Below are 13,733 nucleotides of genomic sequence, written 5' to 3'. Positions count from 1 at the left end.
ACGAGATTCTCGGATCTCCGCTTCGCTGCGTCCGAGAATGACGATGGTCCTCAAAGCGTCTTGAGGTAGTTCTGGTACTCGGCCTCGCTCATCAGGCCTTCCAGCTCGGCGGCGTCCTTGAGCTTGAGCTTCAGGAACCAGCCCTTCCCGGAGGGGTCCTCGTTGACGGTGCCCGGCGCGCCCTCGAGCTCGCTGTTGACGGCCACGACCTCGCCGGAGACGGGCGCATAGACCTCGGAAGCGGCCTTCACGCTCTCGACCACAGCCGCCTCGCCGCCCTTCGCGACGGTCTTGCCGATGCTCGGCAGCTCGACGAAGACGACGTCCCCGAGCTGGCCCTGGGCGAAATCGGTGATGCCGACGACGCCGGTCTCGCCCTCGATGCGGATGTATTCGTGATCCTTGGTGTAGCGGGTCTCGGCCATGTCTGGTCTCCGGAGCGAAAAGGGGTTGGAGCGGGTTCAGCGCTTGTAGCGGTTGGGAACAAAGGGCATCGCGGCCACGACGGCCGGCAGAGGCTTGCCCCGCACGATCAGGTGGAGCGGAGTGCCCGGCGCGCTGTGGGCCTTGGCGACGTAGCCCATGGCGCAGGGGGCGTTCAGCGTCGGGCCGAAGCCGCCGGAGGTGACCTTGCCGACGATCTCGCCCTCGGGGGTCGCGATCTCGGCGCCCTCGCGGGCCGGGGCGCGGCCTTCCGGCAGCAGGCCGACGCGGACGCGGCCGACCCCCTCGACGAATTCACGCTGGATGCGCGCGGCACCGGGGAAGCCGCCTTCCTCGCGACGCCGCTTCTGGATCGACCAGGTCAGTGCCGCCTCGACCGGGGAGGTCGTGGTGTCGATGTCGTGGCCATAGAGACAGAGCCCCGCCTCCAGCCGCAGCGAATCACGCGCGCCGAGGCCGATCGGCTTGACGGTCGCATCGAGCAGCAGCGTGTCCCAGATCTCCCCGATCTTCGCGGCGGCGGCCGAAATCTCGTATCCGTCCTCGCCGGTATAGCCGGAGCGGCTGACATTGGCCTTGATGCCGGCGACCTTCATGGTGCGCGAGGTCATGAAGCCCATCTCGGCGGCTTCCGGCGCGATCGCGGCCAGCGCGGCCTCGGCGCCTGGCCCCTGCAGCGCGATGAGGCCGCGATGCTCGGCGCGGATCAGCTTCACATTGGCGGGGAGACGCGCCTCGATATGGGCGTAGTCCTGCGCCTTGCAGGCGGCGTTGACGACCAGATAGAGCGCGCCGTCCTCGTCGGGATCGATCGAGCGCGTCACCATCAGATCGTCGAGGATGCCGCCCTCCTCGTTCAGGAGCTGCGAGTAGCGCTGCTTGCCCGGCGCGAGATTGACGATATCGGCGGGGATCAGCGCCTCTAGCGCGCGCGCCGCGGTCTCGTGATCGGGACCGACCAGGAAGCACTGGCCCATATGCGAGACGTCGAAGAGGCCGGCCTTTTCGCGCGTCCAGTTGTGCTCGGTCAGGATGCCTGAGGGGTACTGGACCGGCATGTCGTAGCCGGCGAAGGGCACCATGCGGGCACCGAGCGCGACATGGCGGGCATGAAGCGGGGTCTTCAGTACGACGGCCTCGGGCGAAGCCCCGGCATCGGCAACAGCGGCATCCATCGACGGCCCCTTCCAGAGTCGAGCGCAGGCCCCGGACGGATGTGTCCGGAGCGCGCCCCCTCTGTCTTGGAACCTGAGAGATTTCCCCGAGCCGGCCGCATGAGCCGGACAGGTTACACCCGTCGGTGGACGGGGTTGCCCCCGCCGCTTTCCAGAGTGCCAGTTCCCACGCGGTCCGTTTGCCTGAGCGTTTCCGGGGCGGTTGCGCCTTCGGCGCCGGAGCCGAACAAGTCCGGACCCGGTCTCTTCCGCGGGGATGTTGCGGCTGTCGGCACAGATACAAGACGGCGCGCCTTAGTCAATCGAGCGGCTGCCTTCTTAACAGGCAAGCCGCGCGACTCTTTGCAGCGGCCGGGACGCCGCGCTCGCCGATCAGCGCCGGCGCGAGCGCGCCGGGGTGGCGGAACCGCCGCCGAGGCCGACGATGATCTCGACATCGCCGCGGCCGGCCGGGACGACGATGCCGTCCTCGACATGCGAGAAGTCGGTGCCGCCCTGGCCGGAGGCGATGGTGCCGCCGACGCGGGCGGCGCGGCGGGCGATCTGCGTGGTGCCGCGGGTGACGCTCGTGGTCAGCGTCGCGCCATAGGTGCCGGGGCCGCCGGCCGGGCCGAGCAGGACCCGCCCCTCGACGCCGACCTTCAGGCGATAGCCTCCATTGCCGGTCGGCGTGCATTCGCGGGCGACGTTGAGGATCGAGATCTGGTGACGCAGGCTGCCGCTGTCCTGACCGGACTGGGCGCGCAGGGCGGCGCCGCCATCGGCGATGATCACATCCGGGCAGACCAGCTGCTCTTCGTCATCCTTCGGCAGCTGATCGGGCGGGGGCGGCGTCGTCGACTGGAACATGACGACGTTGCCGAGCGTCTGCAGCGTGCTCGGCTGGCCGGACGAGGAGCCCGAAGAACCGCAGCCGGCAAGGCCGAGGCAGAGGAACGGCAGAGCCAGCAGGCTCGGGCGGCGAAGCAGCATCTCGTTCACGGCAGGGTCTCCACGCCGGGGCCGAAGCCGTTGAGGGAGACAGGCACGCCCACCCCCTCTTCCGGCGTCTGGAATACGATGAAGGTGGCGTTCTTACCGCCCTTGAGCTGGCCGAGCAGAGTGTCATCCATGACGACCTCGGCGACGCAACCGGTGGTCAGGCAGCGCACGAAGCCGGCGCGGCCGATGTCCTTGTCATCGATCTTCAGGCCGAGGCCGGAGGGCAGCAGCACGCCGAGCGGCGCGACGACGCGCAGCAGCCGACTCTTCTGATCGGCAGTCTTCAGCACGATGACGAGGAGCGTCAGATTGGGCCGATCCTCGGCCGCCACATTCTGAACCAGCGCGCACTGCTCGGTCTTTGCGCCGGGGGGCACCTCACAGCGCATCTGCCAGTCGCCATGCGTCGACTTGACTGCGCCCTGGGCCAGAGCATTCCCGCCCGACAGCCCGGCGCCGGCGAGCGCGAGGGCCGCCGCGCAGACAGGTCCGATGATCCTACCCATCCCTGCGATTCCTCCAAGGCGGCGAGCCCGCCGCATCCGCAATCCCCGCCCGTCGAATACGAGGATTCGGGCGAAATGCCGACCCGAGCGCGATTGAGCCGCCGCTCGCGACCGGACGCCTGCGTTGGGACCATGCAGGCCCCGCCCTGTCAAGGCGGCAGCCGCCCGCCGCGCCAGGGCGCCCGCGGCGGGCTCGCGCGATTATGCCGCACGAGACGCACCGGCCCCTCGCATCGCCCCACTGGCGCAAGCGTGATCTTTGATTTATCGCAATCCCGAAGAGCAAGGCGGCCTCGCGGCCGCACTCGCCGCGCATGGCTGGGCCGTCACTACGTTTCCCTCGGGATCCGTGCCGTCGGGTGACATGCGGGGCATGATGAGGAGCGACGTCGGATCGATGCGATTTCTGAGCAGGACCCCAGCCACACTGGCCGCATCGGCCCTCGCCGTCGCCGCGGCACTGCTTCCGGAGGCCGCTCTCGCCGGCACGGGCATGCCGAGCCCCTGGCAGCTCAACCTGCAGGGCGCGGTCACCGAAGTCGCCGCCTATATCCACTGGTTCCACGACTGGCTGAACGTGATCATCTTCGCGATCACGCTCTTCGTGCTGGCCCTGCTGATCTATGTCTGCTGGCGCTTCAGCGAGAAGGCCAATCCGACCCCCTCCAAGACGACGCACAACGCGCTGCTCGAGGTGGCCTGGACGGTCATCCCCGTCCTGATCCTGGTCGTGATCGCGATCCCGTCCTTCCGCTTGCTGAAGCTGCAGCTGGAAGTGCCGCCGGCCGACATCACCGTGAAGGTGACCGGCAAGCAGTGGTACTGGTCCTATGAGTATCCGCAGGATGGCGGCGCCTTCACCTTCGATTCGCTAATGCTCGATGAGAAGCAGCGGGCCGAGGCGATCGCTGGCAACAAGATCGCCGCCGCCGAGGCGCCGCGCCTCCTGGCTGTGGACAACGAGGCGGTCGTGCCGGTCGGCAAGATCGTGCGCGTGCAGGTCACCGCCGCGGACGTGATCCACAAGTTCACCGTGCCGTCCTTCGGCGTGAAAATCGACGCGATCCCCGGCCGCCTGAACGAAACCTGGTTCAAGGCCGATCGCGAGGGCATCTATTACGGCCAGTGCTCCTTCGTCTGCGGACAGAACCACGCCTATATGCCGATCGCCTTCCGCGTCGTCAGCCAGGAGCGCTACGCCGCCTGGCTCGCCGAATCGAAGCAGAAATTCGCGAATGCCGGCGACGCCGCCGGCAAGATCGCCGCCGCCGGCGAGTGACGCATCCAGAACCCTCGCGGGCCGACAGGCCCGTGCACCACCCGATCTGACCGACTGTCGCGAAGCGATTTCGCACGAGGAGACCAAGGCGATGGCAACAGCGGCTCCGCACGCTCCCGCCCACGGACATCACGACGACGCCCATGCCCACCCGACCGGGTGGCGCCGCTGGCTCTTGTCGACCAACCACAAGGACATCGGCACGCTCTACCTGATCTTCTCGATCATGGCGGGCCTCGTCGGCGGCTTCCTCTCGATCATGATGCGCATCGAGCTGCAGCAGCCCGGCCTGCAGATCTTCGCCAACGGCCAGAGCTACAACGTTTTCGTCACCGGCCACGGCCTGATCATGATCTTCTTCATGGTCATGCCCGCGGTCATCGGCGGCTTCGGCAACTGGTTCGTGCCGCTGATGATCGGCGCGCCGGACATGGCCTTCCCGCGCATGAACAACATCTCGTTCTGGCTGACGGTCGCGGCCTTCGTGCTGCTCGTCATGTCGATGTTCATGGAGGGCGCGCCCGGCGCCCATGGCGTCGGCACGGGCTGGACGATCTACCCGCCCTTCTCCTCTTCCGGCCACCCGGGCCCGGCGGTCGATTTCGGCATCTTCTCGCTTCACCTCGCCGGCGCGGCCTCGATCCTCGGCGCGATCAACTTCATCACCACCATCCTGAACATGCGCGCGCCGGGCATGACGCTGCACAAGATGCCGCTCTTCGCCTGGGGCGTGCTGGTGACGGCGTTCCTGCTGCTGCTGGCCCTGCCGGTGCTCGCCGGCGCCATCACCATGCTGCTGACCGACCGCAATTTCGGCACGACCTTCTACGACCCGGCCGGCGGCGGCGACCCGATCCTGTACCAGCACCTGTTCTGGTTCTTCGGTCACCCCGAAGTGTACATCATGATCCTGCCGGCCTTCGGCATCATCAGCCACATCATCTCGACCTTCTCGAAGAAGCCGATCTTCGGCTATCTCGGCATGGCCTACGCCATGGTCGCGATCGGCGTCGTCGGCTTCATCGTGTGGGCGCACCACATGTACACCGCTGGCCTCTCGCTCAACACGCAGCGCTACTTCGTGTTCGCGACGATGGTCATCGCGGTGCCGACCGGCATCAAGATCTTCTCCTGGATCGCGACGATGTGGGGCGGCTCGATCCGCTTCACCGCGCCGATGATCTGGGCGATCGGCTTCATCTTCCTGTTCACCGTCGGCGGCGTGACCGGCGTGGTGCTGGCCAATGCCGGCGTCGACCGCTCGCTGCACGCGACCTACTACGTCGTGGCGCATTTCCATTACGTGCTGTCGCTGGGCGCCGTGTTCGGCATCTTCGCGGGCTTCTACTACTGGTTCCCGAAGATGAGCGGCTATGTGATCCCGGACTGGATCGGCAAGCTGCACTTCTGGGTCGCCTTCTTCGGCGCCAACCTGCTGTTCTTCCCGCAGCACTTCCTCGGCCTGGCCGGCATGCCGCGTCACTATGTGGACTATCCGGACGCCTTCGCCGGGTGGCATTTCTGGTCGTCGATCGGCTCCTACATCTTCGCCGCCGGTCTGCTGATCTTCTTCTACGGCGTGTATGTCGCCTTCTCCCGCAAGGAGCTCGCCGGCGACAATCCGTGGGGCGAAGGCGCGACGACGCTGGAGTGGACCCTGTCCTCGCCGCCGCCGTTCCACCAGTTCGAGACGCTGCCCCGCATCAGCGGCTCGGACCACTAGAGACCACAGGCGGCGGGCCCTCAGGCCCGCCGCCGCCCTTCCCCCGAGCGCCCCCTCACGGCGTTCCGGAGACGGGCGGCCCCGCCGCGAAGCTTCCCCCGGCGCTCGACAGCGTCGCCAAGGACAAAGACGACCGAACCGATGTCTGCTGCCTTCGAGACCCGTACCGACGGCGTTGCCCTGACCTCGACCGGCGAGGCGCGCGACTTCTTCGCGCTGCTGAAGCCGCGGGTGATGTCGCTCGTCGTGATCACCGCCATGGCCGGCATGGCGACGGCGCCGGGCTCGGTGCACCCCGTGATCGCGTTTGCCTCGCTGCTGGCGATCGCGGTGGGCGCCGGCGCCTCGGGCTGCCTGAATATGTGGTACGATGCCGACATCGACCAGTTGATGTCGCGCACCGCCAAGCGCCCGATCCCGTCCGGCCGCGTGCTGCCCTCGGAGGCGCTGGCCTTCGGCCTGACGCTGTCGATCGGCTCGGTGCTGGTGCTCGGCCTCGTCGCCAATTTGCTGGCGGCGGCGATGCTCGCCTTCACGATCTTCTTCTACGCCGTCGTCTATTCGATGTGGCTGAAGCGCTGGACGCCGCAGAACATCGTCATCGGTGGCGCCGCCGGCGCCTTCCCGCCGATGATCGGCGAGGCGGTCGTCACGGGCGATCTCGGCCTCCATTCGATCGTGCTGTTCGCGATCATCTTCCTGTGGACGCCGCCGCATTTCTGGGCGCTGGCCCTCGTCAAGGCGGCCGATTACGGCCGCGCCGGCATCCCGATGATGCCGAACGTCGCCGGCCCGGCCGCGACGCGCCGCCAGATCGTGCTGTACACGCTGCTCATGGCCCCCGTCGCCGTTCTGCCGGCCCTGATGGGCTTTGCGGGGCTGGCCTATCTCGTCGTTTCGGTGACGACGGGCCTGGCGATGATCGTGCTGTCGCTGCGCGTCTGGCGCCGGACCGAGGGCGAGGCCGCCACCAAGGCCTGCTGGTCGCTGTTCGGCTTCTCGATCCTCTATCTTTTCGGGCTGTTCGCCGTGCTGCTGGTCGAGAACGGCCTCGGGCTGATGTGGGCGCTGCCGAAGGTGATCGGATGAGCGCGCCGCAGAAGCAGACGCCGCCGGCCGCCTTCTCGCCGGAGGACATGGCCCGGCGCCGTCGCCGCTCGATCGCGCTCGCCCTCGTCTTGGGCGGGCTCGTGGTGTTCTTCTTCGTCGTGACGCTGGTGAAGACCGGCCCCGCCATTCTCAACAGGCCGCTGTGATGGACAAGCCCGCCTCAGCCCCGCAACGCCCCCAGAACCTCGGCCGCACCGCGCTGATCTGTACCGGCGTGGTGATGGGCATGACGGGCCTCTCCTTCGCGGCCGTGCCGCTCTACGACATGTTCTGCCGTGCGACCGGCTTCGGCGGCACGCCGAAGATCGGCACCGCCGCGGCGGGCAAGATTCTCGACCGGACGATGTCGGTGCGCTTCGACGCGAACGTCGCGCCGGGGCTGGGATGGAAGTTCGAGGCCGAGAGCTCCGAGATCAAGCTTCGGGTCGGCGAGACCAAGACGGTGTTCTACAAGATCACCAACCGGACCGACCGGCCGACAACGGGCATCGCGAGCTACAACATCGCCCCCGACAAGGGCGCGGCCTTCTTCGTCAAGATCCAGTGCTTCTGCTTCACCGAGCACACCCTGCAGCCGGGCGAAAGCCTCGAGGCGCCGGTGGTGTTCTACATCGACCCCGAGATCGCCGATAAGCGCGAACTCGACGGGCTGAAGGCGATCACCCTCTCCTACACCTATTTCGCCTCGAAATCGGGGCAGCCGCTGGCCCAGGGCGGGGGCAACCCCGTCAAGGATGACGCGGGCAAGACGAACCTGTAGAGACTTGCGCTGTAACGAGCGCTGCAAAAAGCCGGACGCGGAGACTGTAGATGGCCGGGGCCCATACCAAGAACCACGATTACCACCTCGTCGATCCGAGCCCGTGGCCTCTCGTCGGCTCGATCAGCGCGACCGTCATGGCGACGGGCGCGGTGATGTGGATGAAGGCGATGACGCTGGGCGGCATGAAGCTCGGCCCGCTCGTCTTCGGCATCGGCCTGCTCGGCGTGCTCTACACCATGCTCTCCTGGTGGATGGACGTCGTCCGCGAGGCGGAGAAGGAGGGCCACCACACCCGCGTGGTGCAGATGCACCACCGCTACGGCATGCTGATGTTCATCGCCTCCGAGGTGATGTTCTTCGTCGCCTGGTTCTGGGCCTTCTTCGACGCCAGCCTCTTTGCCGGCGAGGCGATCAACTACACCCGCAAGGAGTTCACCGGCGGCGTCTGGCCCCCGACGGGCATCCAGACCTTCGACCCCTGGCACCTGCCGCTGCTCAACACGCTGATCCTGCTGACCTCGGGCACGACCGTGACCTGGGCCCATCACGCGCTGATCCACGGCGACCGCAAGGGCCTGAAGCAGGGCCTGTGGCTGACCGTGATCCTCGGCGTGCTGTTCACGATCTGCCAGGTCTACGAGTACTCGCACGCCTCCTTCGCCTTCAGCGGCCACATCTACGGCGCCACCTTCTTCATGGCGACGGGCTTCCACGGCGCGCATGTGGTGATCGGCACGATCTTCCTCGCGGTCTGCCTGTACCGGGTCTATCTCGGCCACTTCAAGCCGCAGCAGCATCTCGGCTTCGAGTTCGCCGCCTGGTACTGGCACTTCGTCGACGTGGTCTGGCTGTTCCTCTTCGCCGCGATCTATGTCTGGGCGGCGGGCACCCCTGCAGCGCACTGAGGCAAGCCGCCATCAGAACCCTGGAAAGGCGGCCTCGGCCGCCTTTCGCTTTTCAGGAGGCCGCCATGGCCGAGGACCACGCCCATCTCCCCTCGCCCTATTCGACCGGCCTCGCCGGCCGCTGCCCGCGCTGCGGCGAGGGCAAGCTGTTCGAGGGCTTCCTGAAGCTGCGGCCGCGCTGCGTGGCCTGCGGGCTCGACTACGGCTTCGCCGATTCGGCCGACGGGCCGGCGGTGTTCATCATGCTGATCGCGGGCTTTGCCGTGCTGGGCGCGGCGCTGGCGGTCGAGATCGCCTATGAGCCGCCGATCTGGCTGCATCTGGTGATCTGGCTGCCGCTGGCGGTGATCGTCTGCCTCGCCCTGCTGCGGCCGATGAAGGGCCTCGCGGTGGCGCTGCAATATGTCCACAAGGCGCAGGAAGGCAGGCGCGAACAGTGAGCGAGACCGCCCCCTCCGCTGCCACCTCCCCGCGCCGTCCGCGCCTGCTCTGGCCGGCGCTGCTCTCGATTCTCGGCGTCGCGATCCTGTGCTCACTCGGCAGCTGGCAGATCGTGCGGATGAGCGAGAAGCGCGCCTTCATCGAGCGCCTGACCGCGCAGGCGGCCGGCGCGCCCGCCGCCATGCCGGCCAGCGCGAGCTGGGCTTCGCTCGACCCCGCCGCCCTCGACCTGACGCGGGTGAGCGCTCGGGGGACCTTCATCGACGGCTTCGCCGGGGTCCGCACCACCATCGCCGCCGGGGAGCGCGGCACGCGCCAGCTCGCCGGCTTCGGTCGCTGGATCTTCCAGGGCTTCCGGCTCGACGATGGCGGCGTCATCCTGGTCAATCGCGGCTTCGTGCCGGAGGGGCGCCTCGGCGAGATCAAGCCGGCCTCGGGACCGGCGACGGTCACCGGCTTCCTGCGCGCAGCCGAGGCCCGCGGTTCCTTCACGCCGGCCGACCTGCCGGCGCAGCGCGAATTCTACACCCGCGACCCCGCCGCCATCGCCGCCTCGCTCGGCATCGGGGCAGCCGCGCCGTTCTATCTCGAGGCCGAGCGCCAGGGCGACGGGCTGACGCCCCCGGCCGGCGTCGATGCGAAGGAGCTGATCGCGCGCATTCCCGACAACCACCTCTCCTATGCACTGACCTGGTTCGGGCTGGCGCTGACGCTGATCGGGGTGTTCGCGGCGTTCGCCTGGCAGGGGCGCAGGAAGGGCTAGGACATCGATTGAGAAGTCGCGCCCGTCACAACAGGCCGTCATCCTGGACGAGCCGCGCAGCGACGAAGTCCGGGATCCATCCTAGGGGATCGACGCTGCTCTATGATGGATCCCGGTCGACCTCCGGTCGCCCAGGATGACGTGCCAGAGCTGGCGACAGCTGAGTGCTTCGAACGGTTCGACCGCTATCGCGTTCAAGGCTTTGCCCTCGCCGGCCGGCGGGCCTATAGCTGTCTTCACGCCGACATCACGCCAGACCACCGAGACCAGACGCCGTGCTGCATGTGTCCACCCGCGGGGAGGCTCCCGCCCTCTCCTTCTCCGATGCGCTGCTGGCCGGGCTCGCCCGCGATGGCGGGCTTTATGTCCCCAAGGCCTGGCCAACGCTGACGGCTGGCGAGATCGCCGGCTTTTCCGGCCGCAGCTATGCCGACGTCGCCGAGCGGATCGTCGGGGCGCTGGCCGATGGCGATGTCGAAGGGTCGGCGCTGTCGGCGATGATCGCCGAGGCCTATGCCACCTTCCGGCACCCGGCCGTCTGCCCGCTCAACCAGATCGGCGACAATCTCTTCGTGCTGGAGCTGTTCCACGGCCCGACGCTCGCCTTCAAGGACGTGGCGATGCAGTTGCTCGGGCGGCTGATGGACCATGTGCTGAAGCTGCGCGGCGAGCGCGCCACCATCGTCGGCGCGACCTCGGGTGATACCGGCGGCGCGGCGATCGACGCCTTCAAAGGCCTCGAGCGGGTCGATGTCTTCATCCTCTATCCGCAGGGCCGCGTCTCGGACGTGCAGCGCCGGCAGATGACGACGGTCGAGGCCGACAACGTCCATGCGGTCGCGGTCGAGGGCACCTTCGACGACTGCCAGAACCTGGTGAAGGCGCTCTTCAACCACCACGCCTTCCGCGACGAGATCGGCCTGTCCGGCGTGAACTCGATCAACTGGGCCCGCATCGCGGCGCAGGTGGTCTATTACTTCACCTCCGCCGTCTCGCTCGGTGCACCCGGCCGCAAGGTCTCCTTCGCCGTACCGACCGGGAATTTCGGCGACGTGCTGGCCGGATACGTCGCCAAGCGCATGGGCCTGCCGGTCGAGCGGCTGCTGATCGGCACCAACAGCAACGACATTCTGGCGCGCACGCTCGCCACCGGCGCCTACGAGATGAAGGGCGTGCATGCCACGACCTCGCCCTCGATGGACATCCAGATCTCCTCGAATTTCGAGCGGCTGCTGTTCGAAGTCCACGGCCGGGACGGTGCGGCCGTGCGGCGGCTGATGCAGTCGCTCCAGCAATCGGGGCGCTTCGAGATCGCGGCCGAGCCGCTGTCCGCCATCCGCGCCGAGTTCGACGCCACCGGCATCGACGAGGCGGCGACCTCGGCCGAGATCGGCCGGACCTGGCGCGAGGCGGGCTATCTGCTCGATCCGCATACCGCGGTCGGCGTCGCGGCGGCGCGCGGCGGGCTCGCGCGCGATCCGGCGACGCCGATGATCGTGCTCGGCACGGCCCATCCGGCCAAGTTCCCCGCCGCGGTGAAGGCGGCGAGCGGCGTCACGCCGTCTCTGCCGGCGCATCTCGGCGATCTGGTGGAGCGCGAGGAGCGCTTCACCCTGCTGCCCAATGACCAGGGCGCGGTCGAGGCCTTCGTGCGGGCCAAGGCGCGGGCGGTGCGGAGCGCGGCGGCATGAGCGCGGAGATGAGCGCAGCCGGCCCGGCCGAGACGGCCGAGGTCGCAGCCAGCGGGGTTCGCGGCGCGCATGACCCCTCCGTCGGGCTGACGACGCTGCCGTCTGGCCTGCGGATCGTCTCGCAGCGCATGGACCATGCCGCCACCGTCTCGCTCGGCATCTGGATCGGCGCGGGCTCGCGCGACGAGCTGCCCCATGAGCACGGGCTCGCCCATCTGCTTGAGCACATGGCCTTCAAGGGCACGGCGCGGCGCAGCGCACTGCAGATCGCCGAGGAGATCGAGAGCGTCGGCGGCGATCTCAATGCCGCGACCTCGGTCGAATACACCTGCTACACCGCCCGCGTTCTCGGCTCCGACCTGCCGCTGGCGGTCGACATCCTCTCCGACATCCTCACCGCCTCCTCGCTGACCGAGGAGGAGCTGAAGCGCGAGAAGGGTGTGATTCTGCAGGAGATCGGCGCCGTGCAGGATACGCCGGACGATCTCGTCTATGACCGCTTCCTGCAGGCGGCCTTCCCGGACCAGCCGCTCGGCCGGCCGATCCTCGGCACCGCCGAGACGGTGAAGAGCTTCACCCCCGACGCGATCCGCGCCTATCTCGCGCGGCATTACCATGCCGGCAACATGGTGCTGGCGGCGTCCGGCGCGGTGGATCATGGGCAGTTGGTGGCGCTGGCGGAGCAGCATCTCGCCGCCCTCCCCGCCAGTCCCGCTACGCCGCCCGCCCGCGAGGAGGGCCATTATCGCGGCGGCGAGGCGCGCGTCGGCAGCGACGAGGAGCAGGTCCATCTCGTGCTCGGCTTCCCGGGCCAAGCCTTCAAGGACGGCGCGCATTATCCCCTGCAGATCTTCTCCTCGGTGCTCGGCGGCGGCCTCTCCTCGCGGCTGTTCCAGGAGGTGCGCGAGAAGCGCGGGCTCGCCTATGCGATCGACGCCTTCCACTGGCCCTTCTCCGATTGCGGCGTCTTCGGCATCGGTGCCGGCACGGCGCCGGAGGATGTGGGCGAGCTGATCGAGGTCGCGCTCGCCTGCCTGCGGCAGGCGGCGGAGGACACGACGGAGGCCGAGGTCGCCCGCGCGCGGGCGCAGATGAAGGTCGGGCTGCTGGCCTCGCTCGAAAGCCCCGGCGGCAAGCTCGATCAGATGGCGCGCCAGGTGCTGCTGTTCGGCCGGGCGATTCCGCGCGAGGAGCTGGCGGCGCGGCTCGATGCGGTGACGCTGGAGGATGTCCGCGCTGCGGGGCGCTCTCTGCTCGGCCACCAGCCGACGGTGGCGGCAGTCGGCCCGCTCAAGGGCCTGCCTCCGGCCAAGGCGCTCAAACATGCGGCGCGGGCGGGCGCGTGACGCCATGGCGCTGTTCCGCTTCTCGACCGAGCCGCCGACACGCCCGCTGATCCGGACCGAGAACCTGATCCTGCGGGCGCCGCAGGCCTCGGACTACGCGGCCTGGTCGCTGCTGCGCATCGAGAGCCGCGCCTTCCTGACGCCCTGGGAGCCGGTCTGGAACGAGGACGACCTGACGCGCAACTCCTTCCGCCTGCGGGTGAAGCGGGCGGCGCGGGAGATCGCTGCCGACGAGGCCTATTCGCTGTTCCTGCTCGACGCCCGCAGCGAGATGCTGCTCGGCGGACTGACGCTCGGGTTGGTGCGACGCGGCGTCGCCCAGGCCTGCACGCTCGGCTACTGGATGGGCGCGCGCCATGCCGGCAAGGGCCATATGAGCGAGGCGGTGCGCGGCGCGCTGCGCTTCGCCTTCCAGGATCTGGCGCTGCACCGCGTCGAAGCGGCCTGCCTGCCGAACAACGAGCCCTCGCGGCGCCTTCTCGAGCGCGTCGGATTCCGGCATGAGGGGCTGGCGCGCTCCTATCTGCGCATCAACGGCGCCTGGGCCGATCATCTGCTCTATGCCGCGCTCGCCAGCGACCGGCTGCCGGGCGAGGGGCGATGAGC

The 13,733-nt window shown here is 68.6% G+C and carries 15 protein-coding genes and 2 riboswitches; of the genes, 11 read left to right on the top strand and 4 right to left on the bottom strand.

Annotated features, from left to right (window positions below; genetic code table 11):
• Positions 1-50 precede the first annotated feature (50 nt).
• The 4 genes from gcvH to ACFPN9_RS04330 form a co-directional block, all read right to left on the bottom strand.
• Positions 51-425, bottom strand: coding sequence for a glycine cleavage system protein GcvH (gene gcvH, locus ACFPN9_RS04345; RefSeq protein ID WP_066721116.1), 375 nt, complete (start codon positions 423-425; stop codon positions 51-53).
• Positions 426-461: 36 nt separating this feature from the next.
• Complete coding sequence (gcvT, locus tag ACFPN9_RS04340) at positions 462-1,619, bottom strand: glycine cleavage system aminomethyltransferase GcvT (protein ID WP_066721113.1); 1,158 nt, start codon at positions 1,617-1,619, stop codon at positions 462-464.
• A gap of 51 nt (positions 1,620-1,670) precedes the next feature.
• Positions 1,671-1,780, bottom strand: a riboswitch (glycine riboswitch).
• Positions 1,781-1,880: riboswitch (glycine riboswitch) on the bottom strand.
• 111 nt (positions 1,881-1,991) lie between these two features.
• On the bottom strand, positions 1,992-2,600 hold the full coding sequence (locus ACFPN9_RS04335) for a hypothetical protein (RefSeq protein ID WP_066721109.1): 609 nt from the start codon (positions 2,598-2,600) through the stop codon (positions 1,992-1,994).
• Positions 2,597-3,106 carry an invasion associated locus B family protein gene (locus tag ACFPN9_RS04330; RefSeq protein ID WP_066721106.1) on the bottom strand — a complete coding sequence of 170 codons (510 nt, stop codon included), beginning with the start codon at positions 3,104-3,106 and terminating at the stop codon, positions 2,597-2,599. Before ACFPN9_RS04330 ends, ACFPN9_RS04335 begins: the two co-directional genes overlap by 4 nt.
• A 397-nt stretch (positions 3,107-3,503) precedes the next feature.
• Between ACFPN9_RS04330 and coxB the strand changes: the two genes are divergently transcribed.
• The 11 genes from coxB to ACFPN9_RS04275 all read left to right on the top strand — a co-directional run bounded on the left by coxB (position 3,504) and on the right by ACFPN9_RS04275 (position 13,731).
• Positions 3,504-4,385: a cytochrome c oxidase subunit II gene (gene coxB, locus ACFPN9_RS04325; RefSeq protein ID WP_066721195.1), complete on the top strand. Its 882-nt coding sequence runs from the start codon at positions 3,504-3,506 to the stop codon at positions 4,383-4,385.
• Positions 4,386-4,476: 91 nt separating this feature from the next.
• Positions 4,477-6,108, top strand: a complete 1,632-nt coding sequence (gene ctaD, locus ACFPN9_RS04320; RefSeq protein WP_066721103.1) for a cytochrome c oxidase subunit I — start codon at positions 4,477-4,479, stop codon at positions 6,106-6,108.
• Positions 6,109-6,249: 141 nt separating this feature from the next.
• A complete protein-coding gene (locus ACFPN9_RS04315; RefSeq protein WP_066721100.1) occupies positions 6,250-7,197 on the top strand; it encodes a heme o synthase in 948 nt (315 codons plus the stop codon).
• Positions 7,194-7,364, top strand: coding sequence for a hypothetical protein (locus ACFPN9_RS04310; RefSeq protein WP_197426618.1), 171 nt, complete (start codon positions 7,194-7,196; stop codon positions 7,362-7,364). The genes ACFPN9_RS04315 and ACFPN9_RS04310 overlap by 4 nt, the downstream gene beginning before the upstream one ends.
• Positions 7,364-7,978, top strand: coding sequence for a cytochrome c oxidase assembly protein (locus ACFPN9_RS04305; RefSeq protein ID WP_066721098.1), 615 nt, complete (start codon positions 7,364-7,366; stop codon positions 7,976-7,978). The genes ACFPN9_RS04310 and ACFPN9_RS04305 overlap by 1 nt, the downstream gene beginning before the upstream one ends.
• Positions 7,979-8,028: 50 nt before the next feature.
• Entirely contained in the window at positions 8,029-8,886 is an 858-nt protein-coding gene (locus ACFPN9_RS04300; protein ID WP_377815463.1) for a cytochrome c oxidase subunit 3, read from the top strand.
• Between the two features lie 65 nt (positions 8,887-8,951).
• On the top strand, positions 8,952-9,326 hold the full coding sequence (locus tag ACFPN9_RS04295; protein ID WP_377815461.1) for a DUF983 domain-containing protein: 375 nt from the start codon (positions 8,952-8,954) through the stop codon (positions 9,324-9,326).
• Positions 9,323-10,090, top strand: a complete 768-nt coding sequence (locus tag ACFPN9_RS04290; protein ID WP_377815459.1) for an SURF1 family protein — start codon at positions 9,323-9,325, stop codon at positions 10,088-10,090. The genes ACFPN9_RS04295 and ACFPN9_RS04290 overlap by 4 nt, the downstream gene beginning before the upstream one ends.
• 275 nt (positions 10,091-10,365) lie before the next feature.
• The gene (gene thrC, locus ACFPN9_RS04285) at positions 10,366-11,781 is read left to right on the top strand and encodes a threonine synthase (protein ID WP_377815457.1); all 1,416 of its coding nucleotides are present in this window, start codon (positions 10,366-10,368) and stop codon (positions 11,779-11,781) included.
• Complete coding sequence (locus ACFPN9_RS04280; protein ID WP_377815455.1) at positions 11,778-13,127, top strand: M16 family metallopeptidase; 1,350 nt, start codon at positions 11,778-11,780, stop codon at positions 13,125-13,127. The genes thrC and ACFPN9_RS04280 overlap by 4 nt, the downstream gene beginning before the upstream one ends.
• A gap of 4 nt (positions 13,128-13,131) precedes the next feature.
• Positions 13,132-13,731: a GNAT family N-acetyltransferase gene (locus tag ACFPN9_RS04275; protein WP_377815786.1), complete on the top strand. Its 600-nt coding sequence runs from the start codon at positions 13,132-13,134 to the stop codon at positions 13,729-13,731.
• The last annotated feature ends 2 nt before the right edge of the window (positions 13,732-13,733 follow it).

The organism is Allobosea massiliensis (genome assembly GCF_042655245.1).
GTDB lineage: Bacteria > Pseudomonadota > Alphaproteobacteria > Rhizobiales > Beijerinckiaceae > Allobosea > Allobosea massiliensis.
Note: the sequence above shows the minus strand (reverse complement) of the source record. Positions and strands in the feature narration are given on the sequence as shown.

Bases quoted from the DNA above. Each gene is read 5' to 3' on its own strand.
- gcvH (WP_066721116.1), bottom strand. From the start codon at position 425: ATGGCCGAGACCCGCTACACCAAGGATCACGAATACATCCGCATCGAG.
- gcvT (WP_066721113.1), bottom strand. From the start codon at position 1,619: ATGGATGCCGCTGTTGCCGATGCCGGGGCTTCGCCCGAGGCCGTCGTA.
- ACFPN9_RS04330 (WP_066721106.1), bottom strand. From the start codon at position 3,106: ATGGGTAGGATCATCGGACCTGTCTGCGCGGCGGCCCTCGCGCTCGCC.
- coxB (WP_066721195.1), top strand. From the start codon at position 3,504: ATGCGATTTCTGAGCAGGACCCCAGCCACACTGGCCGCATCGGCCCTC.
- ctaD (WP_066721103.1), top strand. From the start codon at position 4,477: ATGGCAACAGCGGCTCCGCACGCTCCCGCCCACGGACATCACGACGAC.
- ACFPN9_RS04315 (WP_066721100.1), top strand. From the start codon at position 6,250: ATGTCTGCTGCCTTCGAGACCCGTACCGACGGCGTTGCCCTGACCTCG.
- ACFPN9_RS04310 (WP_197426618.1), top strand. From the start codon at position 7,194: ATGAGCGCGCCGCAGAAGCAGACGCCGCCGGCCGCCTTCTCGCCGGAG.
- ACFPN9_RS04305 (WP_066721098.1), top strand. From the start codon at position 7,364: ATGGACAAGCCCGCCTCAGCCCCGCAACGCCCCCAGAACCTCGGCCGC.
- ACFPN9_RS04300 (WP_377815463.1), top strand. From the start codon at position 8,029: ATGGCCGGGGCCCATACCAAGAACCACGATTACCACCTCGTCGATCCG.
- ACFPN9_RS04295 (WP_377815461.1), top strand. From the start codon at position 8,952: ATGGCCGAGGACCACGCCCATCTCCCCTCGCCCTATTCGACCGGCCTC.
- ACFPN9_RS04280 (WP_377815455.1), top strand. From the start codon at position 11,778: ATGAGCGCGGAGATGAGCGCAGCCGGCCCGGCCGAGACGGCCGAGGTC.
- ACFPN9_RS04275 (WP_377815786.1), top strand. From the start codon at position 13,132: ATGGCGCTGTTCCGCTTCTCGACCGAGCCGCCGACACGCCCGCTGATC.